Below are 26,024 nucleotides of genomic sequence, written 5' to 3' on the forward strand. Positions count from 1 at the left end.
CGTCGCGCTGTCAGCTGCGGGGGTTGATCCAGCCCTCTTCGCCCAGGAACACCAGCACGGTGTCGACGGCGTCGTCGATGGAGCCCTCCGAGGTGTCGAGCACCAGCTCGGCGTCGGTGGGCACCTCGTACGGGTCGTCGACGCCGGTCATCCCGGTGATCTGGCCGGCGCGGGCGCGGGCGTAGAGGCCCTTGCGGTCGCGCTGCTCGCAGACCTCGATCGGGGTGGCCACGTGCACCAGCACGAAGTCGGCGCCGGCGGCGGTGGCCATGGCGCGGGCGTTGGCGCGGGCGCTGGCGTACGGCGCGATCGGGCAGCAGATGGCCATGCCGCCGTGGCGGGCCGTCTCCGCGGCGACCCAGCCGATGCGGCGGATGTTGAGGTCGCGGTCGGCCTTGCTGAACCCGAGCCCGGCGCTCAGCTCGCGGCGCACCACGTCGCCGTCGAGCACGGTCAGGCTGCGCTCGCCGGTCTCCAGCAGCGCGTCGGCCACGCCGCTGGCCACCGTGGACTTGCCGGAGCCGCTGAACCCGGTGAAGAACAGCACCACGCCGCGCTGGCGGCGGGGCGGGCGAGCCTTGGACAGCTCGCGGGCCACCGCGGGCGGGGTGTGCCACTCGGGCAGCGGCAGGCCGTCGTCGAGCAGCCCGGCGATCTCCTCGTCGGTGAGCGCGATGCGCTCGAACCGCTCGGGGACCTCGTCGCGGTCGCGCCACTGGCCGTCGCGGCTGTCGTAGACGAGCTCGCGCGGGATCAGCACGCGCGGCCCGCCGCCGGACATCGTGGCCGCGGTCCCGAGCAGGTGGGTGACGCCGTACGCGGCGGCGACCCGGGCCCGGACCAGGGTGTCGGTGACCTCGTCGCCGCGGCTGGTCAGCGGGATGGCCACGATCACGGGCTCGTTCATCCGGTCGCGCGCGGCGAGCACGCAGCGGACCAGCGACTCCGAGGTCAGGCCATCGGGGCCGGGGTGGCCGACCGGCACCAGCACCACGAGCTGCGCGTTGAGCTGGCGGGCGGCGTGGTTGAGCTGGGCGAGCTGCGGGCGGTGCAGCGGCCGGTCGGCGAAGTAGCCGAGCACCCGCTGCGCGGTGAGCTGTTCCCGGACGTGCTGGGTGGGCACCCGCAGCCGGTCGAACGGGGCCCGCCCGCCGTCGCCGTACGCGGTGACCGGGCCGGCGACGCCGCACCAGCCCTCACGCGTCGGCCACACCTCGGCGACGTCGAGCCGCGCGACGGGCGCACCTTCGGCGTCGGTCAGCACCAGCGGCGGCGCCTCGGCGACGTCGATGCCGTCCAGCATCCCGGCCGGCACCTCCAGCTTCACCTGCAGCGGCCAGGGGCGACCGTCGACGAGCCGGGAGGTCGCGGCCACCGACCGGAGGTCGTCCCGGCCCAGGAAACCGCCGAGCGGCGCGTATGCCCCGGCCAGCAGCAATTCGAGGTCGGACAGCTCGGTCGGGTTGGGGGTCCACGTGGGGGCACCACGCAGCGCCTCGTCGCCGATCACCCGTTCGCTCCGCTCGCTCACGTCTGCTCCTGCCTCCCCCGAGCCGGCACCGCAATCGCGACGCTCCGCTGTCGCCCATGACCGACAGGTGACAAGTGTGGCAGCAGCGCGCACCGCGGTCGAGTGCATCATGCCCATGATGAGATCGTGCCGCGGTTTCGGCGAAGTAACGCCCACCAATATGTCCGGTAGGCGCAACTTCGCCGAAACATTCGGTCCGGTCAGCCCGTGTTGCGCATCCCGGCCGCGATGCCGTTGACGGTCGTGAGCAATGCCCGCTCGAGAGTCGGGTCGGTGGTGGGCGCGCGGCGGCTGCCCGGCGCGGTGACCCCCGCCCGGCCGGCCAGCCCGGCGTCGCGGTACTGCCGCAGCAGTGCCACCTGCAGGTGGTGCAGCGGCTCCAGGTAGGAGTCGCGCACCCCGAGCGTACGGTGCAGCACCGGCTGCGACTCCAGCAGCGCGGACTCGCCCGTGATCGCGAGCACCTCGGCCACGCTGCGCTCGTACTCGTCCTCGATGCTGTCGAAGATGGGCAGCAGCGGCTCGGGCACCAGCGACTGCACGTAGCCGCGGGCGATGGTGAGATCGGTCTTGGCCAGCATCATCTCCACGTTGGACAGGAACGTCCCGAAGAAGTGCCAGCGCTCGAACATCTCCCGCAGGTCGTCGCCCAGGCCCGCCTCGCGGGCGGCACGCAGGCCGGTGCCGACGCCGAACCAGCCCGGCACGATCTGGCGGGACTGGGTCCAGCCGAACACCCAGGGGATGGCGCGCAGGCCGCCCAGGCCCGCGCCGGAGTCGGGCCGCTTGGCCGGGCGGGAGCCGATGTTCAGCGCGCCCAGCAGCTCGGTCGGCGTCGCCGCCCAGAAGTACTCCGGCAGCTGCGGGTTCTCCACCAGCTCGCGGTACTTCACGAAGGCCGCGTCGGAGACGACCGTCATCGAGCTGTCCCACTTGGCGAGCGCCTCGTCGGGCTGGCGCGGGGTGGTGTGCAGCAGCGTCGCCTGCAGCACCGCGGCCACCGTCAGCTCCAGGTTCTCCCGGGCCAGCGCGGGCAGCGTGTACTTGTCGGAGATGACCTCACCCTGCTCGGTGACCTTGATAGCGCCGTCGAGCGTGCCGTACGGCTGGGCCAGGATCGCCTCGTGGGTGGGGCCGCCGCCGCGGCCGACCGTGCCGCCCCGGCCGTGGAACAGCCGCAGCCGCACACCGTGCTTGGCGGCGACGTCGCGCAGCGAGCGCTGCGCCTTGTGGATGGCCCACTGGCTGGTGGTGATGCCCGCCTCCTTGTTGGAGTCGGAGTAGCCCAGCATCACCTCCTGCACGTCGCCCCGCGCCCGCACCAGCGCCCGGTACGGCGCCAGGCTCAGCAGCTCGTCCAGGATCTGCCCGCCGGCCCGCAGCTCGGCGACCGTCTCCAGCAGCGGCACGAAGCCGATCGAGGCACGGGGCGCGTGCGGGTCGACCAGCCCGGCCTCGCGCGCGAGCACGGCCGCGGCCAGCACGTCGTCCACCCCGCGCGTCATCGAGACGATGTACGACTCGACGACGTCCTCGCCGAAGCGCTCCTGCGCGGCGCGGATGGTGCCGAACACGTCGTAGGTCTTGCGGGCCGAGTCGGTCAGCGGGCTGTCCGCGCTCGACAGCGGCCGCCGCCCGGTCAGCTCCTTGGCCAGCAGCGCGATGCGCTCCGCCCGGCTCAGCGAGGCGTAGTTGGTGACCTCGCCGACCTGGGTGTAGAGCTGCGCCAGCACCGCGTGGTGCGCGTCGGCGTGCTCGCGCACGTCCATCGTCGCCAGGTGCAGGCCGAACGCGCTGACCGTGCGGATCACCGAGGCGAGCCGGCCCACCGCGGTGAGCTGACCGGCGTTGCGGGCCAGCGAGGCCCGCATCAGCTCCAGGTCGGCGACCAGGTCGCGGGTGCCGCGGTAGTCGCGGCCGGGCACGTGCTCGGTGCCCTGCGCCAGCCGGGTGCGGGTGTTGGCGAGCTTCGCCCGGATGCAGCGGGCCTTGAGCCGGTACGGCTCCTCGGCGTTGACGCGGCGGAAGCGCTCGTTCACCTCGCCCAGCGCGTCGAGGTCCTTGGCCAGGCTGGCGGACAGGTCCAGGGAGACCCCGCGCAGCCGGCGCGACACCGACACCTCGTTGATCAGGTGCTCCAGCGCGTTCTCCACCGCCCGGATGCCGTGCTCGTGCTGCAGCAGCAGCACGTCTCGGGTGACCGTCGGGGTGACGTACGGGTTGCCGTCGCGGTCGCCGCCGATCCAGGTGCCGAACGTCAGCGGGCGGGTGGTCGGCGCGGTGTCCACGCCCAGCCTCTTGAGCGTCTCGGCGAGGTCGTCGAGCACCTGCGGGGCCGCGTCGTCGTAGAGGTCGCGCAGGTAGTAGACGGCGTTGCGGGCCTCGTCGGTCGGGTCCGGCCGGTCCAGGCGCAGCTCGTCGGTCTGCCACAGCAGGTCCAGCAGCTCCGACAGGCGGCGGTCGTTGAGCGCGGTCTCGCCGTACAGCGCGGACGCGGCGAACTCGCCGTCGAGCTGGTCGGCGACGCCGCGCAGCTTGGTCAGGATGGAGCGGCGGGCCGCCTCGGTGGGGTGCGCGGTGAACACCGGCCGGATCGCCAGCCGCCGGGCGGCCGCCGCGATCTCGCTGGCCGGCACGTTGCGCTCGGCGATCAGCTTGGCGGTGGAGTCCAGCCAGCCGCCGTGCACGGCGCGGCGGCGGCGCAGTTCGCGGGCCCGGTGCACCTGCTCGGTGATGTTGGCCAGGTGGAAGTAGGTGGAGAAGGCCCGCGCCAGCAGCGTCGCGGTCGACACGTCGAGGCTGCCGAGCTTCACGGCGGCCGTGTCGGCGTCGCTGCGTACCAGCGCACGCACCTCTTCGACCAGGTCGAGCAGGCCGCGGCCCTCCTGGCGGGCCAGGGTCTGGCCGAGCAGGCCGCCGAGGCGGCGGATGTCCGCCCGCAGCGCGGCGTCGGCCCCGTCCGCGTCGCCGGAGGCACCGTCGACGTCGGGGTGATAGGTCAGCTCGCTCACCGCGCTGTTCCTTCCGTGGGTACGAAGGACGGCGCTGTCCTGCGCTGGATGCTACTGCCCTGATGACCTATGCGGCGGTGTGACGCGGGCCATCCCATTATTCGCGATCATCTCCGCCCCACCCTCTCGATCGCCCGACTTGCCCGGCACCTGTGCGTATCTTGAACGCGCATTCGCCCAGGTGCCTGGCAAGTCGAGCGATCACCGACGGGGCGGGGCGGAGTCAGGCGACGTGGGTGCCCCAGCCGCCGGCGGAGTCGACGATCTGGCCGGTGATCCACTCGGCGTCGGGGGAGCAGAGCCAGCCGACGAGTTTCGCGGTGTCGGCGGGGGTGCCCCAGCGTTTGGTGGGGAAGCGGTCGCGGACCCAGGCGTGGGTCTCGGGGTCCGCCCAGCCGGTGTCGTTGGGGCCCGGGTTGACCGCGTTCACGGTGACGCCGCGCCCGGCCAGCAGCACGGAGAAGTCCCGGGTCAGATACTCGATCGCGGCCTTGCTGGCGGCGTACGCCAGCTCGCCGGTCATCGGCCCGAGCCGCTGCCCCGAGGTGAACAGCACGATCCGGCCCGGCCGGGCGTCGTCGTGCGCCGCGGCGTACGCCTGCACCAGCAGCATGTTGGCGCGCACGTTCACGGTCAGGTGCCGGTCGATCTCGGCGGCGGCCAGCTCGCCCAGCGGCGTGTGCGTGGAGTAGGTGTGGCAGGACACCAGCGTGTCGACCCCGCCGAAACGCTCGACGGCGGCCGTGACCAGCGCCTCCGGCCCGCCCGGCGCGGCCAGGTCGAACGGCTGCCAGTGCACGTCCGGCCCCAGTTCGTCGGCCAGCCCGGCCGGGTCGCCGCCCGACAGACCCTGCTCGGCGTCGTACGCCGGATGACCGGTGATCATGACGCGGTAGCCGTCGGCGACCAGTCGCCGGGCCACCGCCGCACCGATGTTGGCGGTCCGCCCGACTCCGGTGACGAGAGCGACAGGCCGATATACAAGATCATTACTCATCGGCCAGACGATAATGAGACCGCGGAAACCGGTGCAAGTGACAATTCGCGGTGGTGAGTGTTTCCACAGGTGGGGGAGTGTACGGCAGTGTTTCGGCAGCGTACGGCAGCAGGTGCGCGGCGGTTCGGCAGCGCGATGCCGCAAGATCGTCGTCGTAACCCGCCCCGACCGGTTGCCGCCTGCGCGGACGGTTCGAGGGCGAACTTTCCGTGCGAGAAAGAGGAACCCTATGCGTCGTGTGCTCGCGGCCGTCTTCCTGAGCGGTGCGCTGCTCGCCACCGCCGCCTGCGGCGCCGAGGCCGAGCCGGAGGCCGCGGCCCCGGACTACTCGGCCAACACCAAGACCGTCTGCACCGCGCTGGAGGAGGTGCTCTCCGGCAAGACCCTGGAGAAGCAGACCTCCGACGCGCTGGCGGCGGCGCTCAAGGACAAGAAGACCGAGGCCGAGATCGAGAAGGCCTCGATCGAGGTCATGCAGGGCATCTTCACCGACTGGGCGGCCGGCATCGAGGCCGAAGGGGCCAAGGCTGAGGACCCGCAGCTCAAGGCCGACGTCAAGGGCTTCGCCGACGCGCTCAAGGCCGAGGTCGCCAAGATCGCGAAGCTGGACGACGCCGACAAGGTCATGGACGCCGCGACCGTCACCGCCGCCGGCGAGAAGCTCGACAAGTACTGCGCCTGACGGCCACGCCAGGCCCGCGCCGGGCGGCGCCGCCGTGAACCGCGCCCGTCCGCACGTGGACGGGCGCGGTTTCGCGTCCGCCGGGGCAAGACCGTTCCCGGCGGACGCCGCGCGTCAGGGGCGTAAACCGGTCGGCGGGCAGGAGTAGGCTCGACGACGAAACCCCGTACCTGCCTGGTTGCGGGGCTTTCGCCGTGGCTTGCCATGGTCCGTGCCTACCGGGCGGGAAGGCGCTTACCCGTGAACCTCACCGGACTCCTCCAAGCGGCGTCGGCCGATCCCGCGCTGGCCCGGGTCACCGAGCTGGCCCGCACCGAACCCCAACTCGATCTGACCGCCCCCGCCTCCGCGCGCCCGTTCCTGGTGGCCAGCGCGGCCCGGCAGCGGCCCGTGCTGGTGGTGACCGCGACCAGCCGCGAGGCCGAGGATCTGACCGAGGCGCTCGGCGAGTTCCTCGACCCGGCCACGGTGGCGGTGTACCCGGCATGGGAGACGCTGCCGCACGAGCGGTTGTCGCCGCGCTCGGACACCGTCGGGCGGCGGCTGGCCGTGCTGCGCCAGCTCGCGCACCCCGAGGGCCGCCCGCTGCGGGTGGTCGTCGCGCCGGTGCGCAGCATGTTGCAGCCCCAGCTCAAGGGCCTCGGCGACCTGGAACCGATCGACCTGCGCCAGGGCACGGTCGCGCCGCTGGACGAGCTGACGCACACGCTGCACGATCTCGCGTACGCCCGGGTGGATCTCGTCACCAAGCGCGGCGAGTTCGCGGTGCGCGGCGGCATCCTCGACATCTTCCCGCCGACCGACGAACACCCGTCGCGGGTGGAGTTCTGGGGCGACGAGGTGGAGGACATCCGCACCTTCGCCGTCGCCGACCAGCGCACCATCGCCAAGGTCGACCGGCTGTGGGCCCCGCCCTGCCGCGAGCTGCTGCTCACCCCGGACGTGCGGGAGCGGGCCGCCCAGCTCGCCGCCGAGCACCCGGGCCTGGAGGAGATGCTGACCAAGCTGGCCGAGGGCATCCCGGTCGAGGGCATGGAGTCGCTGTCCCCGGCCCTGCACGAGGGCCGGGACTCGATGCAGCTGCTGCTGGACTGCGTGCCGGGCGACTCGCTGGTGCTGCTGGCCGACCCCGAGCGCATCCGCACCCGCGCCCACGACCTGTTCCGCACGTCGGAGGAGTTCCTGGAGGCGAGCTGGGCCGCCGCGGCCGAGGTGGCCGGGGTCAAGGCCCCGATCGACCTGGGGGCCGCGACCTTCAAGACCCTGGCCGAGGTACGCGGGCACGCCGCGTCGCTGGACATGCCGTGGTGGACGGTGTCCCCGTTCGGCCTGGTGGCCACCGAGAAGCCGGTCGACGAGCCGTGGCTGGACACCCCCGAGGTGCAGGTCGCGCCGGACACCGGAGCCGTGCTGACCTGGTCGGCGATCCAGCCGCCGGCGTACCACGGGGACACCGCGAAGGTGATCGCCGACGTGAAGGGCTGGCTGGCCGAGGGCTGGCGGGTGGCGCTGATCTTCGAGGGCCACGGCCCCGCCCAGCGCTCGGTCGAGGTGCTGCGCGACGCGGGCGTCGGCGCGGTCCTGGCCGAGCAGATCGCGGAGCTGCCCGAGCCGGGGCAGGTCGTGGTGAGCTGCGGACAGCTGCGGCTGGGCCTGGTCGACGAGGCCGCGAAGTTCGCCGTGTTGACCGGGGCGGAGATCTCCGGCGGGCGCGGCACGGCCAACCGCGAGCTGGGCCGCATGCCTTCGCGGCGGCGCAACACCATCGACCCGCTGGAGCTGCGCGCGGGCGACTTCGTGGTGCACGAGGCGCACGGCATCGGCAAGTACGTCGAACTGGTCCAGCGCAAGGTCAACGGCGCGGATCGGGAGTACCTGGTCATCGAGTACGCCGCCACCAAGCGCGGCCAGCCCGGCGACCGCCTGTTCGTGCCCACCGACGCCCTCGACCAGCTGTCCCGCTACGTCGGCGGCGAGCAGCCCACCCTGCACAAGATGGGCGGCGCGGACTGGCAGAAGGCCAAGGCGCGCGCCCGCAAGGCGGTCCGCGAGATCGCCGCGCAGCTGATCCAGCTCTACGCCGCCCGGCAGGCCGCGCCCGGCCACGCCTTCGGCCCGGACACCCCCTGGCAGCGCGAGCTGGAGGACGCCTTCCCCTACCAGGAGACGCCCGACCAGCTGTCCGCGATCGAGGAGGTCAAGTACGACATGGAGAAGCCGGTCCCGATGGACCGGCTGATCGCGGGCGACGTCGGCTACGGCAAGACCGAGATCGCGGTGCGGGCGGCATTCAAGGCGGTGCAGGACGGCAAGCAGGTCGCCGTGCTGGTGCCGACCACGCTGCTGGCCCAGCAGCACTTCAACACGTTCTCCGAGCGGATGGCGCAGTTCCCGGTGGTGCTGCGGCAGCTGTCGCGGTTCGCGACGGCGAAGGAGGCCGAGGAGACGCTGAACATGGCCGCCGAGGGCCGCGCCGACATCATCATCGGCACCCACCGGCTGATCCAGAAGAGCACCCGGTTCAACAAGCTCGGCCTGGTCATCGTCGACGAGGAGCAGCGCTTCGGCGTCGAGCACAAGGAGCGCCTCAAGGAGATGCGCACCAACGTCGACATGCTGTCCATGTCCGCGACGCCGATCCCGCGCACCCTGGAGATGTCGATCACCGGCATCCGGGAGATGTCCCAGATCACCACGCCGCCGGAGGAGCGCCACCCGGTGCTCACCTACGTCGGGGCGTACGACGACAAGCAGGTCGCCGCCGCGATCCACCGCGAGCTGCTGCGCGACGGGCAGGTGTTCTACCTGCACAACCGAGTCGAGACGATCGACAAGGCGGTGCGCCGCATCCGCGAGCTGGTGCCCGAGGCGCGGGTCGTGGCCGCGCACGGGCAGATGGGCGAGGACGCGCTGGAGAAGGTGATGATCGGCTTCTGGGAGAAGGAGTACGACGTCCTGGTCGCCACCACCATCATCGAGTCCGGCATCGACATCCCGAACGCGAACACGCTCATCCTGGAGCGGGCCGACCTGCTCGGCCTGGCCCAGCTGCACCAGATCCGGGGCCGGGTGGGCCGCGGCCGCGAGCGCGCGTACGCGTACTTCCTCTACCCGCCGGAGAAGCCGCTCACCGAGCACGCCCACGAGCGGCTGGCCACCATCGCCCAGCACACCGAGCTGGGCGCGGGCATGTACGTGGCGATGAAGGACCTGGAGATCCGTGGCGCGGGCAACCTGCTCGGCGGCGAGCAGTCCGGCCACATCGAGGGCGTCGGCTTCGACCTGTACGTACGCATGGTCGGCGAGGCGGTGGCGCAGTTCAAGGGCGGCGGCGCGGCGCAGGAGGAGGCGCCCGAGGTCAAGATCGATCTGCCGATCGACGCGCACCTGCCGCACGACTACATCGACTCCGAGCGGCTGCGCCTGGAGATCTACCGCAAGCTCGCCTCGGCCCGCGACGAGGTCGCGCTGCAGGAGGTCGTCGCCGAGCTGACCGACCGCTACGGCGAGCCGCCAGCCCCGGTGGCCAACCTGGTCGCGGTCGCCAAGCTGCGGATGACCGCCCGGTCGTACGGCCTGACCGAGATCTCGCTGCAGGGCAAGCACGTGCGGTTCGGCCCGCTGGAGCTGGCCGACTCCAAGCAGCTGCGGCTCAAGCGCTACCACCCCGACTCGGTCTACAAGACGGCGAACTCGCAGGTCAGCGTGCCGACGCCGATGACCCGCCGGGTCGGCGGCGAGCCGCTGCGCGACCAGGCGCTGCTCGACTGGTGCGCCCAGCTGCTGAAGGGCGTGCTGGGCTGATGAGCGGGCGCGGTGAGCGAATCGCGGGGCTCAGGTTGTCTCACGACGTCGGCGAGCGAAGCGGGGACGAGCGAACCAGGGACGAGCGGAGCGAGGAGACGGCGTGAGCGTGCGGTGGACCGTCGTGGACACGCCGATCGGGCCGCTGAGCTGCGCGATCGACGACATCGGGCTGTGCGCGCTGCAGTTCGGCGCGCTCGAGGTCGTGCAGGACGTCGACCCGCTGCTCGACGACGTCGCCGGGCAGTTGCGCGCCTACTTCGCGGGGGAGCTGGTGGAGTTCACCATGCCCGTTTCGGTGCGCCGGGGCAGCGACTTCGAGCGGGCGGTCTGGGCCGAGCTGTCCCGCATCCCGTACGGGGAGACGCACACGTACGGCGAGGTGGCGCGGGCTGTCGGCGAGCCGGACGCGGCCCGTGCGGTCGGCGTGGCCTGCAACCGCAACCCGGTCGCCGTCGTGGTCCCGTGCCACCGCGTGGTCGGCGCGAACGGCAAACTCGTCGGCTTCGGCGGCGGCCTCTCGCGCAAACGCCAACTCCTCGAACTCGAAGCCCGCGTCCGCATGGAACACGACTGGCTCGCCTGACCCGCGTTGCGGGGCGTGGAACGGCGAAGGGGCGGCGCGGACGGTGTCCGGGCCGCCCCTTCGGGCGTGCGATGCGGGTCAGGCCCGGTTGCGGTTGGTGACGACGGCGATGGCGGCCCAGCCGGCGGCGAGGACGGCGAAGCCGTAGCCGAAGGCCGGGTAGTCGATCGGCGGGGCGCCGATGAAGAAGTCCTGCGCCCAGGTCGCGCCGACGGTGGCGGCGGTGGCGACCGCGGCGCCGAATACGGCGGCGACCAGGGCGAGGGCTAGTCCGGACGAAACCCTCGCGGCGCGGACGCGCTCGGGGCCGGTCTGCTTCGGGATCGGGTTCTTCGCACCGCGGGACACCGCGAAGGCGAGGAAGACCAGGTCGATCGCGACCGCACCGCCCAGCAGCAGCAGCGGCGGGATGGACTTCGGGAAGCCCGTCCCGGCCAGCAGGCCCCAGACGACCACGCGGTATGCCAGGTAGCTGGCGGCGATGGCGGTGGCCGTGAAGCGTGCGCCGACGAAGGCACGAGCCGCGACCAGGGTCAGCAGGGCCGCGCCGGTGATCCAGGCCGGGTAGACCCAGGCGTCGACCGGCAGCGCGAAGCCCTGCACCGCGATGTCGTCGACCGGGCGGCCGATCTGGTCCGCGGCGAACTTGAGCAGGATCGGCTCGGCGGTCGGCGCGCCGGCCCGCCACGACTCCAGCGAGAGCACGCCGTACTCCTGGTGCTGGCTGGGGAACAGGACGTTCTCCAGGAAGAAGCCCCAGATGAAGGCGCTGATCACGGTGCGGGTGCGGCCGGGCGGGGTGGAGATCCAGTAGCCGCGGGCGACGCCGAGCAGCATGAACGCGGTGCCGATGTACAGCAGGGCGTGGCTGGCGCTCCAGGCGGTGATGTCCAGCCCGTTGATCTTGTGGTTCAGGATGTCGATCGGGATGGCGACCAGGAACGTCGCCGTGCCGCCCACCATCAGACGCTTCGCGAGTTTGTCGACACCCACGTTGTGGTATGCCTGGAACAGCACCAGGGCCACCACGATGACCGTGCCCGCGGTGTTCAGCAGGTGTGGCGGGGCCAGGTCGTCTCGCAGCCACTTGAAGTGCCACGACATGTCCCAGGTCGAGCCCAGCATCTTCAGTGCGAAGGCGACCAGCCAGAGCCGGTAGACGGCGGCGACCACCGTGGGGCCCTGGGCTGCGTCGGGCCCGCTGCGGGCCAGGCCCACCCAGCCCGAGGTGGTACGAGGAAGCGTCTGCGTCGTCACGGGCGGAATTCTGCCGTGTCGAAGGGGGTCTACGCGTCCTTCGAACACCTGAATCCACCCTGAGATCTCCCGGAGTCGCCGTTCATGAGAGAGTGGCGGCGTAAGCGCCTGTCACTGGAGGATTCCGTGCGCCGTCTGACCGCCGCGGCCGGCATCGCCGTCGCCCTGCTGGCCCTGACCGCCTGCCGGTCGAGTCCGAGCGTCGCCGCATACGTCGGCGACCAGTCGTTCACCGAGGCCAAGGTCGACCAGCTCGTCAAGCAGGCGGCGGAGACCCAGCAGACGGCCCAGCCGGGCGACGAGGCAGCCGTCCGCACGCACGTGGTCCAGCTGCTCGTCTACAACGCGCTGTGCAAGCGGATCGCGACGGAGAAGGGCATCAAGCTGCCCGCCGCCGCGGCCGGCCCGAGCGAGTACGCGACGCTCAACCAGGAGACGCAGGCCTGCGTCCAGGCGCTGCCGCTCGACCAGATGAAGCCGTCGGACGAGGACCTCCGCAAGGTCTACGACAACGGCGTGGAGATCGGCGTGCTCGACCCGAAGCAGCCGTTCGAGGAGGTCAAGCCGCAGCTGGCGGGCGACCCGCAGGTCGCCGGCGCGATCGCGGTGTACCGGGTGCTGACCGACGCCGCCAAGGCCGCCGACGTGACGGTGAACCCGCGCTACCGCCCGCTGGACCTGCCGGTGTTGACCGCCGGGGAGCGCGGGGCCGTGCTCAGCGCGCCGTTCGGCCAGTACGAGTCCGGCGTCTCCGAGGCTGAGTTCCCGGCTCAGACGCCGGACGCGCCCCAGCCCCAGCAGTGACGGCCACCCGCCGGATCGTTCTGCTCGTCACCTCGCCCCGGATGCCCGCGGGGCTGCTCACGGCAGCCGCGTGGGACGTGGTGCGGGCACATCCCGTGCTGGCCCCCGCGGAGAGCGAGCAGACCACCGCGCTACGTGCCGCGGGCGCGGCGGTCACCGTCGTTCCGGCGGCGACGGCGGCGACCCTGCTCGACGCCGCGCAGCCGGTGGCCGTGTGGCTGGCCGGGCCGGGCGGGGACGAGTTCCTCGCCCGCGAGCTCGGCCTGCGGCTGGCCCGCGAACCCGGTCTGGCCGAGCTGGAGCTGATGTACGGCTCCTGGGACCCGCCCGGCGCGCGTCTGCTCGACGCGGTGGCGGTCACCGACCGGCTGCAGAGCAGCGACCCGTGGCGGCGCGAGCAGACCCACCGCACCCTGGCGAAATACCTGCTCGAAGAGGCGTACGAGGCCTACGACGCGATCGTCGCCGGAGACCACGCGGCGGTGCGCGACGAGATGGGCGACGTGCTGCTGCAGGTGCTGTTCCACGCCCAGCTGGCGCAGGAGCTGCCCGAGGACGAGCGCTGGAACGTCGACGACGTGGCCGGGGACTTCGTGGCGAAGATGGTGCGCCGCAACCCGCACGTGTTCGCGGACACACCGGCCGAGGACATCGAGGAGATCATCGCCACCTGGGAGCGCGTCAAGGCCGAGGAGAAGGGCGGCTCGCGTGCCCCGCTGGACGGGGTGACCTGGTCGCTGCCCTCGCTGACGCTGGCCGCCAAGCTGCTCGTCCGGGCCCGCCGCCACGGCCTGCCCGAGCCGGTGCCGTCCGACACCCTCGGCGGCCGCCTGCTGGCGCTGGTCTCCGCGGCGGGCGAGGACGCCGACGCCGAGGCCGCGCTCCGTGAGGAACTGCACCGCTACGCCGACTCCGTCGCCGACAAATCCTGAGCGGCCCCGCCGCGCTCACGTGCTGCCCGCCGCGCGCCTTGATCGTTCGACTTGCCCGGCAAGTGGGCGAAAGGCCGGTCGAGATACGCACACCTGCCCGGCAAGTCGAGCGATCATGAGGGCGCCGGGTACGTTGAGCCGATGATGCTGGAGTTCGCCCCGCTGGCGGAGCACATCGCCGACGCCCTGCTGGAGTCGTCGCCCGAGCTGGCCGCCTCGGCCGGGGACCACCGCTTCGACGACCGCCTGCCGGACCTGTCACCCGACGGCACCACCGCCGACGTCGGCATGCTGCGCGACGCGGCCGATGCGCTGTCCCAGGTGGACGCGGCCCTGCTGGACGACGAGGAGCGGGTCGACCACGCCATCCTCAGCTCGCTGGTCGACCGGCAGCTGTTCGAGCTGACCGAGGTGCGCTCGCACCAGTGGAACCCGCTGCGGCACAACCCGGGCGCGCTGCTGCACGCGCTGATGGCACGGCCGTTCGCGCCGGTGGAGCAGCGCCTGCACGCGCTGGCGGGCCGGCTGCTCCAGGTGCCCGACGCGCTGGCCACGGCACGCACGGTGCTGCGCGACGCACCGCGCATCCACCTGGAGACCGCGGCCGGCCAGTTCGCCGGCACCGCCGCGCTGGTACGCGAGGAGCTGCCGCGCCTGCTGCTGCAGGAGCCGGGGCTGGCCGAGCAGATGCAGCTGGTCGCCGCGGAGGCGGTGCTGGCGCTGGACGACTTCGCCGCCTGGTGCGCCACCCAGGCCGAGCGGGGCGAGGGCCGCGACCCGCGGCTGGGCCGCCGGCTCTGGGAGGCCAAGCTGTGGCACACCCTGGACACCGAGCTGGGCGCGGCGGAGGTGCTCAAGCGGGCGCAGGAAAACGTCGAGCGGGTCACCGCGGAGCTGCGCGAGGTCGTCGTCGAGCTGGTCGGCGGCAAGGCCGACGACGAGACGGTGCGCCGGGCGCTGGACCTGATCGCCGCCGAGCACCCGGACAACACCTCGATCGTCGGGCTGGCCTACCACGCCGTGGAGGAGACCACCGCGTTCGTACGCGAGCACGACCTGCTCACCCTCATCGACGACCCGCTGGTCATCGAGGAGATGCCGGAGTTCTCGCGGGGCGTGGCGGTGGCCTACTGCGATCCGCCGGGCGCGCTGGAGACGGCGGTGGTGCCCACGTTCTACTGCATCGCGCCGACCCCGGCGGGCTGGCCCGCGCCGCGGGTCGAGTCGTTCTACCGCGAGTACAACGACCACGCCATCCGCAATCTCACCGTGCACGAGGCCATGCCCGGGCACTTCCTGCAGCTGGCGCACGCCCGCCGCTACCGGGGCAGCACCCGGGTGCGGGCGCTGGGCCGCTCGGGCACCTTCACCGAGGGCTGGGCCGTCTACGCCGAGCAGGCGATGGTCGAGCGGGGGTACGGCGGCCTGCCGGTGCGCGCGACGCAGTTGAAGATGCAGCTGCGCTCGAGCATCAACGCCATCCTCGACCAGCTCGTGCACTGCGAGGACCTGAGCGAGGCCGACGGCATGGCGCTCATGCTGGACCGCGGCTTCCAGGAGGAGGGCGAGGCGGCCGGCAAGTGGCGGCGCGCGCTGCTGTCCTCGGCACAGCTGTCGACGTACTTCGTGGGCTGGGCGGAGGTGGCCGAGATCGCGCGGCTGCGGCCGGCCGGGGTCACCCCGCGGGAGTGGCACGACCGCATGCTCTCGTACGGCTCGCCCGCACCCCGCCACCTGCGCACACTGCTCGGCCTGTGAGGGTTTGCGCCACACCGGGGCGATGGGGGAGGCTGTCGCCCATGCGAAACACGGCTCGTCCCGGCACGCCGCGTGCCAAGCGGCCTCCCGTGTTCAGGCGCGCCGTGCTCGCCCCGCTGCTGGGCGCGCTGCTCGTGCTCACCGGCTGCCAGGCCATCACCGACGACGGGGTCGCGCCCGGTCGCACCCGGCTGATCAGCGACATGGCGGCGCAGCTGCAGCGCGCCTCGCAGCGGCCGTATCACGCGGAGTATCTGCTGGCCGAGGGGACCCGGGGCGAGATCTCGCAGCGGACCGGCCCGGCGCGGGCGGTGTACGCCTATCCCGGCGGGCGGCTCATGGTCGACCCGAACGGGCACACCTCCTGCGTGACCGCGGTGCGCCCGGCGCGCTGCCAGATCCGGCCGCTGCCCGGCCCAGGCCCGGCCGCGCTCACCGGCTACAGCGAGGTGACCCGGCACGGCCTGGTCACCGCGCCGATCGTCACCGACCTGCTGCAGGCGGCACAGCTGCAGTCGCAGGCCGAGGTGGAGGCGCACGACGTCACCCTGGCCGGCCAGCAGGCCACCTGCCTGGAGGTGTCGGGCCTGTCCGATGCCGAGGCGGGCGGGTTCAGCGTCTGCGTCACCGCCGCGGGCGTGCTGGCCAGCTTCGCGGGCGTCGTCGGCGGGGTGGTCATCGACCAGGCGCTGACCCGGGTTTCCGGGTCGCCCCCGGCGGCGGTCTTCGAGCTGCCCGAGGGGGCGCGGGTGGTGGACCACCGGCCGAAGACCCCGGCGCCGTGACGGGTCGATAGGCTGCCTTTGTACGCACCGGCCGCTCCGGCCAGGGGATGTCATTGCCGACGACCATGCCAGTGAGCGCACACGAACGAGGGAGCACACGTGGCCACCATTGAAGGCTTCGTAGCCCGGGAGATCCTCGACTCCCGCGGTAATCCGACCGTCGAGGTCGAGGTCGGTCTCGACGACGGCACCATCGCCCGCGCTGCGGTGCCCTCCGGCGCCTCCACCGGCGCCTACGAGGCGCTGGAGCTGCGCGACGGCGACAAGAGCCGCTACCTGGGCAAGGGCGTCGAGAAGGCCGTCGCCAACATCGAAGACCAGATCATCGACCAGCTCATCGGGTACGAGGCCAGCGAGCAGCGCCTCATCGACCAGAAGATGCTGGAGCTGGACGGCACCCCGGACAAGTCCGTGCTGGGCGCCAACGCGATCCTGGGCGTCTCGCTCGCGATCGCGAAGGCTGCCGCCAAGAGCGCGGAGCTGAGCCTGTTCCGCTACCTCGGCGGCCCGAACGCGCACCTGCTGCCGGTGCCGATGATGAACATCATGAACGGCGGAGCGCACGCCGACTCCAACGTGGACATCCAGGAGTTCATGATCGCGCCGATCGGTGCGCCGAGCTTCCGTGAGGCGCTGCGCTCCGGCGCGGAGGTCTACCACGCGCTCAAGAGCGTGCTGAAGAAGAAGGGCCTGTCCACCGGCCTGGGCGACGAGGGCGGCTTCGCGCCGAACCTGCCGACCAACGCCGCGGCGCTGGACCTGATCGCGGAGGCCGTGCAGGCTGCCGGCTACACCCTGGGCAGCGACATCGTGCTGGCGCTGGACGTGGCCGCGACCGAGTTCTTCGACAACGACGTGTACACCTTCGAGGGTGTCGCGAAGTCGCGCGAGGAGATGATCGCGTACTACGCCAAGCTGGCCGAGTCGTACCCGATCGTGTCGATCGAGGACCCGCTGGCCGAGGATGACTGGGCGGGCTGGAGCGCGATGACCGCCCAGCTCGGCGGCAAGATCCAGATCGTCGGCGACGACCTGTTCGTCACCAACCCGACCCGCATCGCCCGCGGCATCGCCGAGAGCGCGGCCAACGCGGTGCTGGTCAAGGTGAACCAGATCGGTTCGCTGACGGAGACGTTCGACGCCGTCGAGCTGGCCCACCGCAGCGGTTTCCGCACCATGATGAGCCACCGCTCGGGCGAGACCGAGGACACCACCATCGCCGACCTCGCGGTCGCGATGGGCTGCGGCCAGATCAAGACCGGCGCGCCGGCCCGTTCGGACCGCGTCGCCAAGTACAACCAGCTGCTGCGTATCGAGGAGGAGCTGGCCGACGCGGCCCGCTACGCCGGTGCGGCAGCATTCCCGCGGTTCACCGCCGGAAAGTAAGCAACAGCCGGATTTCAAGCGACTGCGCGGGTCCGTGACGGTGTCCCGTCACAGGGCCTAGCATGTGATCGAAGCTCCTTTCATCCGACACGTACGGCGTGGAAGGGGCTTCGATCATCGCGCAGGGGGGAGGGGTGATGCAGCGGCGACAACCTGGAGGACAGGGGCCGGTGCGTCGCTCCCAGGGCGGCGCCCGCGGCGCTCGCGGCACCGCCGCCGTCCGCACCCGTGAGGGCGACCGCTCGCTGAGCCGCCCCGCCGCCGCCCGCCGCGCCGCCGCCGCCGGAGCGGCCAAGCGCACCAGCGCCCCGAACCCGCACGGCCTGACCGGCCGGGCCACCGCGCTGCTGGTGATCCTCGCGGCGCTGGCGCTGGGCTACGCCTACCCGGTGCGCGTCTACCTCACCCAGCTCGCCGAGATCGACGCGATGCGGCAGTCACAGCTGGAACAGCAGGAGCGCATCGCGGGGCTGGAGCGGCAGGCCGAGAAGTGGAAGGACGACGAGTACATCAAGGCTCAGGTCCGCCGCCGCTTCTTCTGGGTCTACCCGGGGCAGACCCCGCTGATGCCGATCTGGGACCCGGACGGCAAGACCGACCAGGACCAGACCCCGAAACCGCCGCCGCCCGCCGAGCCCGACAGCTGGTACGGCAAGCTCTGGACCCGTCTGGACCCGGAGCAGGAGCAGAAGAACTAGGAGCACAGATGGATCGCGACCTCGTGCCCGCGCCGACGCGGCAGGAGGCGACCGAGTCCGATCTCGCCGCGGTCCGGGCCCAGCTCGGCCGGCCCACGCGCGGCACCCGGGCGGTGGCGCACCGCTGTCCGTGCGGCAAGCCCGACGTGGTGGAGACGGTGCCCCGGCTGCCCGACGGCACCCCCTTCCCGACGCTGTTCTACCTCACCTGCCCTCGGGCGACCGCGGAGTGCAGCCGGCTGGAGTCGGCCGGGCTGATGAAGGAGATGAACGAGCAGCTGCGCACCGACCCGGAGCTCCGCGCGGCCTATCTGAAGGCGCACGAGGACTACCTGACCCGCCGCGAGGCGATCGGGCACGTGCCGGAGATCGAGAACGTCTCCGCGGGCGGCATGCCCGACCGGGTGAAGTGCCTGCACGTGCACCTGGGCCACGCGCTGGCCGCCGGTCCCGGGGTCAACCCGTTCGGCGACGAGGTCATCGCGCTGGTCGAGCCGTGGTGGACGGCGGGGCCGTGCGTTGAGTGAGCTGACCGTACGCAAGGCCCGCACCGCCGACGTGCGCGGCATCCGCCGCCTGATCGACACGTACAGCGGCGAGCGCCGGCTGCTCAGCAAGGCCACCGTCGCGATATACGAGGACGTGCCCGAGTTCCGGGTGGCCGTCGACGACGACGGCGTGGTCGTCGGCTGCGGCGCGCTGCACGTGCTGTGGGAGGACCTCGCCGAGATCCGCACCGTCGCCGTGGACGCGACCTGGCGCGGCCGCCGCGTCGGCCACCAGATCGTCGAAGCCCTCCTCGACGACGCCCGCGAGCTGGGCGTACGCCGCGTCTTCGTGCTCACCTTCGAAACCCGCTTCTTCGCCTCCTTCGGCTTCACCGAAATCGACGGCGCCCCCGTCCCCCCACCCGTCTACGAGCAGCTCCTCCGCTCCTACGACGAGGGCGTAGCCGAATTCCTTGGCCTGGAACGCGTCAAACCCAACACCCTCGGCAACACCCGCATGCTCCTCCACCTGTAAAAGGAAGGGCATCGTCGGCTCGCGTCAGCGAGACGAGCAGCAGCTCTGCACATCGCTCTGTGTAGCGGAAGGTGCCCTTATCAACGCCTGTAGGGTGGTGACGTGGGAGATGCCGTCGCCGCGATCGACTGTGGCACCAACTCGATCCGCCTGCTGATCACCGAGAACGGCCGCGACGTCGAACGCCTGATGCGCATCGTGCGCCTGGGCGCGGGCGTGGACCGCACCGGCCGCCTCGACCCGGCCGCGATCGAGCGCACCCGCGTCGCGCTGGCCGAATACCGGGGGCTCATCGAGTCGCACGGGGTGACCCGCATCCGCATGGTCGCCACCAGCGCCACCCGCGACGCGGCGAACGCGGCGGACTTCCACGACATGGTGCGCGCCACGCTGGGGCAGCCCGCCGAGATCATCAGCGGCGACGAGGAGGCCGCACTGTCCTTCGCCGGCGCCGTGACCGGGCTGGACGGCAGTGGGCCCTACCTGGTGGTGGACATCGGCGGCGGGTCGACGGAGTTCGTCCGGGGCCGCCGGACGGTGGACAGCTCGATCAGCATGGACATCGGGTGCGTACGCATGACCGAGCGCCACCTGCCCGCCGACCCGCCGACTCCCGCGCAGCTCGATGCGGCGACGCGCGACATCGACGCCGCCGTGGCGCAGGCCCTGGCGCACGTCGGCACCGCCCCGGCCACGCTGGTCGGGGTGGCGGGCACGGTCACCACGCTGGCCGGCATCGCGCTGGGCCTGGACCACTACGACTCCGCCCGGATCCACCACTCGGTGCTGCCCGCCGTGACGGTCGAGCGGCTCGCCGCGCAGCTGTCCGCGATGGACCACGACGCGCGGGCGGCGATCCCGGTGATGCATCCCGGCCGCGTCGACGTGATCATCGCGGGCGGGCTGATACTGCGGGAGATCATGCGGCAGTCCGGCTTCGGCGAGATCGTCGTCTCCGAACACGACATCCTCGACGGCATCGCCGCCTCCATCCGCCACTGAGCAGGACATTCCACATCGCAAGCTAGCACGCTGCTTGTGGTACTGCGCATCGCACACTACTGTGCTGAGCGTGGATACCACCCAACTGCTCAAGGGGGTGCTCGACCTGGCCGTGCTCGCCGTGCTGCGCGACGACGACGGCTACGGGTACGACATCCTCCGCCGGCTGCGCACCGCCGGGCTGACCGAGATCGGCGACGCCTCGGTGTACGGCACCCTGCGCCGGCTGTTCGCGGCCGGCTATCTCACCACCTACGTGGTGCCCTCCGAGGAGGGCCCGCACCGCAAGTACTACGCGCTCAACCCGGCCGGGCGGACCCAGCTCAAGCAGGGTGGCGAGGTCTGGCGCGAGTTCGCCTCCACGATGAACACCCTGCTGAGGGAGCCGGCATGAGCGAGCACCGCGAGGAGAGGGCATGAGCGAGCACCGTGAGCGAATCATGAGCTTGGGAGATGCCGTCGACGAGCGCAGCGAGGAGAGGGCATGAACGTCGAGATCGCACAGTATGCGGCGCAGGTCGGCGCGGCCCTGTCCGACCTGCCGGAGCACGCGCGCAACGACCTGCTCGAGGACCTGCCGGCGCACCTGGCCGAGGTGGCGGCCGAGATCGAGGCCGAGGGCGGCGGCGCGACGCTGGCCGAGCGGCTCGGGCCGCCCAGCGCGTACGCCGCCGAGCTGCGCGCCACGCTGGGCCACCCGGGGGGCCACAGCCGGACGCCGGCCTGGGCGGGGCGGGCCGTGGCGCGCGTGCGGGCGCGCTGGGACGCCCTGGACCGCCGGCTCGGTCCGGTGATCGGCTACGAGCGCCTGGGCGAGTTCCTGGCGTTGCTACGTCCGGCCTGGTGGGTGATGCGCGGCTGGCTGGTCGCGATGCTGGTGGCGCAGCTGTGGCGGGACGGCGACGGGCTGGGCCTGCTGCCGCGCTTCGAGGGCAGCACCCTGCTCGGCCTGCTGGTGCTGATCGCGTTCGTGGTCGGCTCGATCTGGCTCGGCCGGCGCACCGCGGCCGCCCCGCCGGCCCGCCGCCGGATCCGGCTGGCGCTGCGCGCGGCGACGGCGGTGGTGGCGGTGTTCGGCCTGGGCCTGTGGGCCGCGGCGGACGATCGGCTGATGGGGTCGTACTGGCACGAGTCGTCGCCCGCGTCCTGGGTGAACGACCCGTACAGCCAGGTCAACGACATCTTCGTGCTGGGTCCGGACGGGCAGATCATCCAGGGGGCGCGGCTGGTCGACCAGGACGGCAGCCCGGTGGTGCTCGGCTACTGCGCGCAGCGCTTCGGCTGGGAGGGTCCGGGCGGGGGCGGCCGGGGCTGGGAGTGGCGGGTCGTGTACCCGTCCTGTCCCGACCTCAGTGCACCGCAGCTGCCGTGGGTGGCGGTGTCGCCGGCACCGCTGCCCTGGGGCACGCCGTCGCCGTCCGCCACGCCGTCGCCGTCCGGCTCGGCGATGCCGTCCCCGTCGGTGACACCGTCCCCGAGCGCGTCGGCGGCGCCGACCCCCACGCGCTGAATTGAGGGACAGCGAGGGGTGAGCGGCTGCGACACAATGTCCGCACCGCCCACCCCTCGATCGTGAAGGCTTCCCATGTACGAGCAGCCAGGCCCGCAGGTGCCCGCCGCCTACTACGCGGTACCGGGACCCCCGCCGCGCAGGACCGGCCGGACGATCGCGATCGTCGTGGCGGTGCTGCTGCTGTTGTGCTGCTGCGGTGGCGGGCTCTTCGCGGCCCTCAAGCCCGACGCCCTGGGCGGCTTCGCCAAGGACATCGTGGATGCCGTGAACAGCGATGTGGCCAATGCGGAGCTGGGCGACTGCGTCAACGACTTCGCGAAGGTGGAGGACGCGCGCGTCGTCGACTGCGCGTCGACGGACGCGGCCAACAAGGTCGTCGGTGTCGTCGACGACGTGCGGGAGTCCGAGTTCGACGCCAAGCAGCAGACGCTGTGCGAGGCATTTCCCACGTGGGAGCAGATCGTGTGGATCGGCCGGAAGGGCGGCAACGGCGACGTCTGGTGCCTGGCGCCCCTGAAAAGCTGAGCCCGTGGCGGTGCGCCGGTCGCTGTACGGCTGAGGTCGCGGTGCTGATTCGGCGGTCCTGCGCGCCCGTCCGGATGGCATGCGAACGGGGCTCATCTGCGGGGTCGCGAAGACTCTCAGCTAACGCTAAGGTGACGCGGTCTCCGTGACGTTACGTGAGAAGAAACGCCCCCGCCGCGACTCGTTCCGGACGAGGGCACCCCTCGGAAGGAAAGAACCACATGAGCGAGCAGGTAACCCCGGCGGTGCAGGAGACTGCGGAGCCCGCGAAGGCGAAGTCCGCCGCGGCCGGCGTCGGCAAGAAGATCCTCGGCTACGGCGTCGGCCTCGCGGTCGTCGCCGGTGGCGGTCTGGCCTGGCAGTACCTGTCCGGCGACCTGGCCATCGCCAAGGTCGGCGACTGCGTGAACAACTTCACTGTCGTCGACGACGCCAAGGTCGTGGACTGCGCCTCCGCCGACGCCGCCAACAAGGTCGTCGGTGTCATCGACGGCGTTTCGGAGTCGGACTTCGACGCCAAGCAGCAGACGCTGTGCGAGGCGTACCCCACGTGGGAGCAGATCGTGTGGATCGGCAAGAAGGGCGGCAACGGCGACAGCTGGTGCCTGGAGCCCATCAAGAAGTAAGCCGGTGCGCCGTGACGTGAGGTGAACTCGCGGCCGGTATACCACCTGCGCGGCGGCGTGGTGAGTTACGACCATAAGTCGTAACTTTCGCCACGCCGCCGCTGTCTTCCCCGGTACCGTCCGGTGTGGTTGGCTACCCGGAACGCCACGACTGTGCGACCAGCCAATGACGACTGACCGTCAGGAGGACGACCGATGGGTGAAATGGTGGATTACCCCAGCAACGGGGGGACCAGTGAGGGCTACCTCGCGCTGCCCAAGAGCGGCAGTGGACCTGCGGTCATCGTGATCCAGGAGTGGTGGGGGCTCGTCCCGCACATCATCTCGCTGGCCGACCGGTTCGCCGAGGCCGGATTCGTGGCGCTCGCGCCCGACCTGTACCACGGCGCGCACGCCACCGAGCCCGACGAGGCCGGCAAGCTGATGATGGGCCTGGCCATGGACCAGGCCGCGAAGGACATCGCGGGCGCCGCGTCATACCTGGCCGGACGGCCGGAGACCACCGGCGGCGTGGGCGCGGTGGGCTTCTGCATGGGCGGCAGCCTGGCGCTGTGGTCCGCCACGGTCAGCGACGAGATCACGGCCGCGGTCGGCTTCTACCCGGCCCTGCCGTGGGAGCGCATGGCCCCGCAGTGGTCGAACTACCAGGGCAAGACCGCGATGATCCACTGCAGCGAGGAGGACGGCACCTCCGCCGCTCCCGGCATCAAGACCGCCCGGGCCGCCATCGAGGAGGCCGGCGGCACCTGCATCGTGCACGACTACCCCGGCACCCACCACGCGTTCGTCAACGACGACCGGCCCGAGGTGTACAACGCCTCGGCGGCGGCCAGCGCCTGGGCGCGCACGGTGGAGCTGCTACGCACCACGCTGTGACCTCGGCCGACGGCTCGTCCCGGCGGCCTGCCGGGACGGCCCGCGGGCTGTCCGCGAGGGCGGCCGAGCTGGCCGCGCTCGATGCGGAGATCTCCCGCTGCCGCCGCTGCCCCCGGCTGGTGGCGTGGCGGGAGGAGGTCGCCGCGACCAAGCGGGCCGCGTTCCGCGACGAGGAGTACTGGGGCCGCCCGGTCCCCGGGTTCGGCGCGGCCGACGCCCGCATCCTCATCCTCGGGCTGGCCCCGGCCGCGCACGGCGGCAACCGCACCGGCCGTATCTTCACCGGCGACCGCAGCGGCGACGTGCTGTTCGCCGCGCTGCACCGGGCGGGCCTGGCCAACCAGCCCACCAGCGTGTCCCGCGACGACGGGCTGCACCTGGCCGACGTGCGGATCGCCGCGGCGGTGCGCTGCGCGCCCCCGGACAACAAGCCGACTCCGGTCGAGCGCGACACCTGCGCCCCGTGGCTGCATCGCGAGGTCACGCTGCTGCGACCCACTCTGCGAGTGGTGATCGCGCTCGGCGCGTTCGCGTGGGCGGCGTGGTGGCCTACGCTGTCCACGGTGTACGGCGTCAAGCCGCCGGTGCCGCGTCCCAGGTTCGGGCACGGGGCCGTCTTCCTCCCGGAGGGCGGCGCCGGCAGCCCGGAGCGGGGACCGGCGCTGCTCGGCTCGTACCACGTCAGCCAGCAGAACACCTTTACCGGGCGGCTCACACCCGCCATGCTGGACGACGTGCTGAGCCAGGCCCGGCACCTCGCCGGCCTCGACTGAGTCGACCTCGACCGCGTCGGGCCGCCGACCTGGCGCCGGTGGTGACAGCGATATTCGGAGCGGGGAACAATGGGAGCGTTGCGTCGCTGGTGGCCGTTGCTGGCCGTGGCCGCGCTGCTGATACTCGCGGCCGCGACGGCCTCGGTCTCGGTGCTGCCGATCGGCCGGGCCGCGCCGGAGCAGTCAGCGTCTGCGAACCCCACCCCGACCGCCTCGCCCTCGCCGTCCCCGCGGTCGCCGTCCCCGTCGCCGTCGGCGGCGCCCGAGGACACCGCCGACTCCGGCTGGCTGGGCGCGGTCGGGCTCGGCGTGCTGCTGGTCATCGGCGCGGCCGTGCTGATGGTGCTGCTCAAGGCGGCCGCGAAGTCCACCACGAAGTTCCGCCGCCGGGCCATCCGGGAGAAGCCGCCGGTGCGCATCGCGCAGCTCACCGACGAGGAGGAGGTCGTCGCGGCGCTGGACGCGGGCCTGCTCGACCTCGACGACGACGCCGCCGATCCGCGTACCGCCGTCATCGCCTGCTGGGTGCGCCTGGAGCAGGCCGCCGCGGCCGCGGGCGTGCCGCGCCTGCCCGACGACACCGCCACCGACCTGGTCGTACGCATGCTCCACCGCCGCCGGTTGGACGCCGGGGTGCTCAACGGCTTCGCCGACGTGTACCGCCGCGCCCGCTACGCCACCCACCGCGTCGACGACGACATGCGCCTGCAGGCCAGGGCATCCCTGCACCGGCTGCGCGACGAGCTGACCGCCGGCACCCGAAGCGAGGCCGGGGCATGAGCGAGCGGGTCATTCGCTTCGGGCATGTCCTCGACGAGCGCAGCGAGGAGGGGACATGAGCCAGCATCGGGAGCACGACGACTTCGTCGACGGCGACGTCGACGACGGCGCGACCCTGCACGACCTGCTCGGCGGGTTCAGCCGGCCGGAGCAGCCGGTCGCGGCCCGCCCGCCCCGCCCGAAGGCGACGCGCTGGCTGAGCCTGCTCGGGTTCACCATCGCCTGGACCGCCGCGGGCTGGCTCACGCTCCAGGTGTTCAGCCTGAGCATGCCGCTGCCGCTGGTCTTCGCGGTGGCGCTGACCGTGGTGGGGGTGTGGCGGATGGCTCGCTCGCTCAAGGCCCCGCTGCCGCCCCGCCGCGCGGGCCGGGCCGTCGCGGACGACCAGTCCGAGGTCACCGACGGTCTGCGGCTGGCGGTGGCCCGCTGGGAGACCATCCTGGAGTGGAGCCACACCGACGCCGCCCGCTTCCAGCGCCGCGTGCAGCCGCGCCTGGCGGAGGTCGTCGACGAGCGGCTGCGCCAGCGCCACGGCGTGAACCGCGCGACCGAGCCGGAACGCGCGCGTAGGCTGCTCGGTGATCCGCTCTGGACGCTCCTCACGGTGCCGGCCAAGCGCCCACCCAGCCCTCGCGAACTCGATGTGATCGTCAATGCCTTGGAGAAACTGTGAGC

At 72.3% G+C, this 26,024-nt stretch carries 24 protein-coding genes; 20 read left to right on the forward strand and 4 right to left on the reverse strand.

Going from position 1 to position 26,024, the window contains the following annotated elements; all coding sequences use genetic code 11:
• Nucleotides 1-10 precede the first annotated feature (10 nt).
• The 3 genes from cysC to F9C41_RS36825 form a co-directional block, all read right to left on the reverse strand.
• Entirely contained in the window at nucleotides 11-1,531 is a 1,521-nt protein-coding gene (gene cysC / locus F9C41_RS36815; RefSeq protein WP_230690283.1) for an adenylyl-sulfate kinase, read from the reverse strand.
• A 200-nt stretch (nucleotides 1,532-1,731) separates the two neighbouring features.
• Nucleotides 1,732-4,542 carry a phosphoenolpyruvate carboxylase gene (gene ppc / locus F9C41_RS36820; RefSeq protein WP_407924773.1) on the reverse strand — a complete coding sequence of 937 codons (2,811 nt, stop codon included), beginning with the start codon at nucleotides 4,540-4,542 and terminating at the stop codon, nucleotides 1,732-1,734.
• Between the two features lie 223 nt (nucleotides 4,543-4,765).
• Complete coding sequence (locus F9C41_RS36825; protein ID WP_155391467.1) at nucleotides 4,766-5,539, reverse strand: SDR family oxidoreductase; 774 nt, start codon at nucleotides 5,537-5,539, stop codon at nucleotides 4,766-4,768.
• Nucleotides 5,540-5,768: 229 nt separating this feature from the next.
• Here F9C41_RS36825 and F9C41_RS36830 point away from each other — a divergent pair, with 229 nt between their 5' ends.
• From F9C41_RS36830 to F9C41_RS36840, 3 genes are all read left to right on the forward strand, one after another.
• The gene (locus F9C41_RS36830; protein ID WP_155391468.1) at nucleotides 5,769-6,221 is read left to right on the forward strand and encodes a hypothetical protein; all 453 of its coding nucleotides are present in this window, start codon (nucleotides 5,769-5,771) and stop codon (nucleotides 6,219-6,221) included.
• 204 nt (nucleotides 6,222-6,425) lie between these two features.
• On the forward strand, nucleotides 6,426-10,025 hold the full coding sequence (mfd, locus tag F9C41_RS36835) for a transcription-repair coupling factor (RefSeq protein ID WP_155391469.1): 3,600 nt from the start codon (nucleotides 6,426-6,428) through the stop codon (nucleotides 10,023-10,025).
• A gap of 109 nt (nucleotides 10,026-10,134) precedes the next feature.
• Nucleotides 10,135-10,611 (forward strand): methylated-DNA--[protein]-cysteine S-methyltransferase, encoded by a 477-nt coding sequence (locus F9C41_RS36840; RefSeq protein WP_155391507.1) that lies wholly within the window; start codon nucleotides 10,135-10,137, stop codon nucleotides 10,609-10,611.
• Nucleotides 10,612-10,689: 78 nt separating this feature from the next.
• Here F9C41_RS36840 and F9C41_RS36845 read toward each other — a convergent pair whose 3' ends face one another.
• Nucleotides 10,690-11,868, reverse strand: a complete 1,179-nt coding sequence (locus tag F9C41_RS36845; protein ID WP_155391470.1) for a hypothetical protein — start codon at nucleotides 11,866-11,868, stop codon at nucleotides 10,690-10,692.
• Between the two features lie 126 nt (nucleotides 11,869-11,994).
• Here F9C41_RS36845 and F9C41_RS36850 point away from each other — a divergent pair, with 126 nt between their 5' ends.
• From F9C41_RS36850 to F9C41_RS36930, 17 genes are all read left to right on the forward strand, one after another.
• Nucleotides 11,995-12,672, forward strand: a complete 678-nt coding sequence (locus F9C41_RS36850; RefSeq protein WP_155391471.1) for a hypothetical protein — start codon at nucleotides 11,995-11,997, stop codon at nucleotides 12,670-12,672.
• A 41-nt stretch (nucleotides 12,673-12,713) separates the two neighbouring features.
• The gene (locus tag F9C41_RS36855) at nucleotides 12,714-13,604 is read left to right on the forward strand and encodes a nucleoside triphosphate pyrophosphohydrolase (protein WP_155391508.1); all 891 of its coding nucleotides are present in this window, start codon (nucleotides 12,714-12,716) and stop codon (nucleotides 13,602-13,604) included.
• Nucleotides 13,605-13,748: 144 nt separating this feature from the next.
• Nucleotides 13,749-15,362: a DUF885 domain-containing protein gene (locus F9C41_RS36860; protein WP_155391509.1), complete on the forward strand. Its 1,614-nt coding sequence runs from the start codon at nucleotides 13,749-13,751 to the stop codon at nucleotides 15,360-15,362.
• 89 nt (nucleotides 15,363-15,451) lie between these two features.
• Nucleotides 15,452-16,147 carry a hypothetical protein gene (locus tag F9C41_RS36865; RefSeq protein WP_155391472.1) on the forward strand — a complete coding sequence of 232 codons (696 nt, stop codon included), beginning with the start codon at nucleotides 15,452-15,454 and terminating at the stop codon, nucleotides 16,145-16,147.
• 99 nt (nucleotides 16,148-16,246) lie between these two features.
• A complete protein-coding gene (gene eno / locus F9C41_RS36870) occupies nucleotides 16,247-17,533 on the forward strand; it encodes a phosphopyruvate hydratase (RefSeq protein WP_120316992.1) in 1,287 nt (428 codons plus the stop codon).
• Nucleotides 17,534-17,703: 170 nt separating this feature from the next.
• Nucleotides 17,704-18,231 (forward strand): FtsB family cell division protein, encoded by a 528-nt coding sequence (locus tag F9C41_RS36875; protein WP_230690284.1) that lies wholly within the window; start codon nucleotides 17,704-17,706, stop codon nucleotides 18,229-18,231.
• A gap of 8 nt (nucleotides 18,232-18,239) precedes the next feature.
• Nucleotides 18,240-18,758 carry a DUF501 domain-containing protein gene (locus tag F9C41_RS36880; protein ID WP_155391474.1) on the forward strand — a complete coding sequence of 173 codons (519 nt, stop codon included), beginning with the start codon at nucleotides 18,240-18,242 and terminating at the stop codon, nucleotides 18,756-18,758.
• Complete coding sequence (locus F9C41_RS36885; RefSeq protein WP_120316989.1) at nucleotides 18,751-19,254, forward strand: amino-acid N-acetyltransferase; 504 nt, start codon at nucleotides 18,751-18,753, stop codon at nucleotides 19,252-19,254. Before F9C41_RS36880 ends, F9C41_RS36885 begins: the two co-directional genes overlap by 8 nt.
• Nucleotides 19,255-19,356: 102 nt before the next feature.
• Nucleotides 19,357-20,256, forward strand: a complete 900-nt coding sequence (locus F9C41_RS36890) for a Ppx/GppA phosphatase family protein (protein WP_230690285.1) — start codon at nucleotides 19,357-19,359, stop codon at nucleotides 20,254-20,256.
• A gap of 70 nt (nucleotides 20,257-20,326) precedes the next feature.
• The gene (locus tag F9C41_RS36895) at nucleotides 20,327-20,650 is read left to right on the forward strand and encodes a PadR family transcriptional regulator (RefSeq protein WP_155391475.1); all 324 of its coding nucleotides are present in this window, start codon (nucleotides 20,327-20,329) and stop codon (nucleotides 20,648-20,650) included.
• A 90-nt stretch (nucleotides 20,651-20,740) separates the two neighbouring features.
• Nucleotides 20,741-21,766 (forward strand): HAAS signaling domain-containing protein, encoded by a 1,026-nt coding sequence (locus F9C41_RS36900; protein WP_155391476.1) that lies wholly within the window; start codon nucleotides 20,741-20,743, stop codon nucleotides 21,764-21,766.
• Between the two features lie 75 nt (nucleotides 21,767-21,841).
• Complete coding sequence (locus F9C41_RS36905; RefSeq protein WP_155391477.1) at nucleotides 21,842-22,294, forward strand: LppU/SCO3897 family protein; 453 nt, start codon at nucleotides 21,842-21,844, stop codon at nucleotides 22,292-22,294.
• A gap of 221 nt (nucleotides 22,295-22,515) precedes the next feature.
• Nucleotides 22,516-22,920: an LppU/SCO3897 family protein gene (locus F9C41_RS36910; protein ID WP_155391478.1), complete on the forward strand. Its 405-nt coding sequence runs from the start codon at nucleotides 22,516-22,518 to the stop codon at nucleotides 22,918-22,920.
• Between the two features lie 195 nt (nucleotides 22,921-23,115).
• Nucleotides 23,116-23,796 carry a dienelactone hydrolase family protein gene (locus tag F9C41_RS36915; RefSeq protein ID WP_155391479.1) on the forward strand — a complete coding sequence of 227 codons (681 nt, stop codon included), beginning with the start codon at nucleotides 23,116-23,118 and terminating at the stop codon, nucleotides 23,794-23,796.
• A gap of 47 nt (nucleotides 23,797-23,843) precedes the next feature.
• Complete coding sequence (locus F9C41_RS36920; protein ID WP_155391511.1) at nucleotides 23,844-24,569, forward strand: uracil-DNA glycosylase; 726 nt, start codon at nucleotides 23,844-23,846, stop codon at nucleotides 24,567-24,569.
• A gap of 69 nt (nucleotides 24,570-24,638) precedes the next feature.
• On the forward strand, nucleotides 24,639-25,349 hold the full coding sequence (locus F9C41_RS36925) for a DUF4129 domain-containing protein (RefSeq protein WP_155391480.1): 711 nt from the start codon (nucleotides 24,639-24,641) through the stop codon (nucleotides 25,347-25,349).
• A 55-nt stretch (nucleotides 25,350-25,404) separates the two neighbouring features.
• Entirely contained in the window at nucleotides 25,405-26,022 is a 618-nt protein-coding gene (locus F9C41_RS36930) for a hypothetical protein (RefSeq protein ID WP_155391481.1), read from the forward strand.
• The last annotated feature ends 2 nt before the right edge of the window (nucleotides 26,023-26,024 follow it).

The organism is Catellatospora paridis, assembly GCF_009720365.1.
Lineage (GTDB): Bacteria > Actinomycetota > Actinomycetes > Mycobacteriales > Micromonosporaceae > Catellatospora > Catellatospora paridis.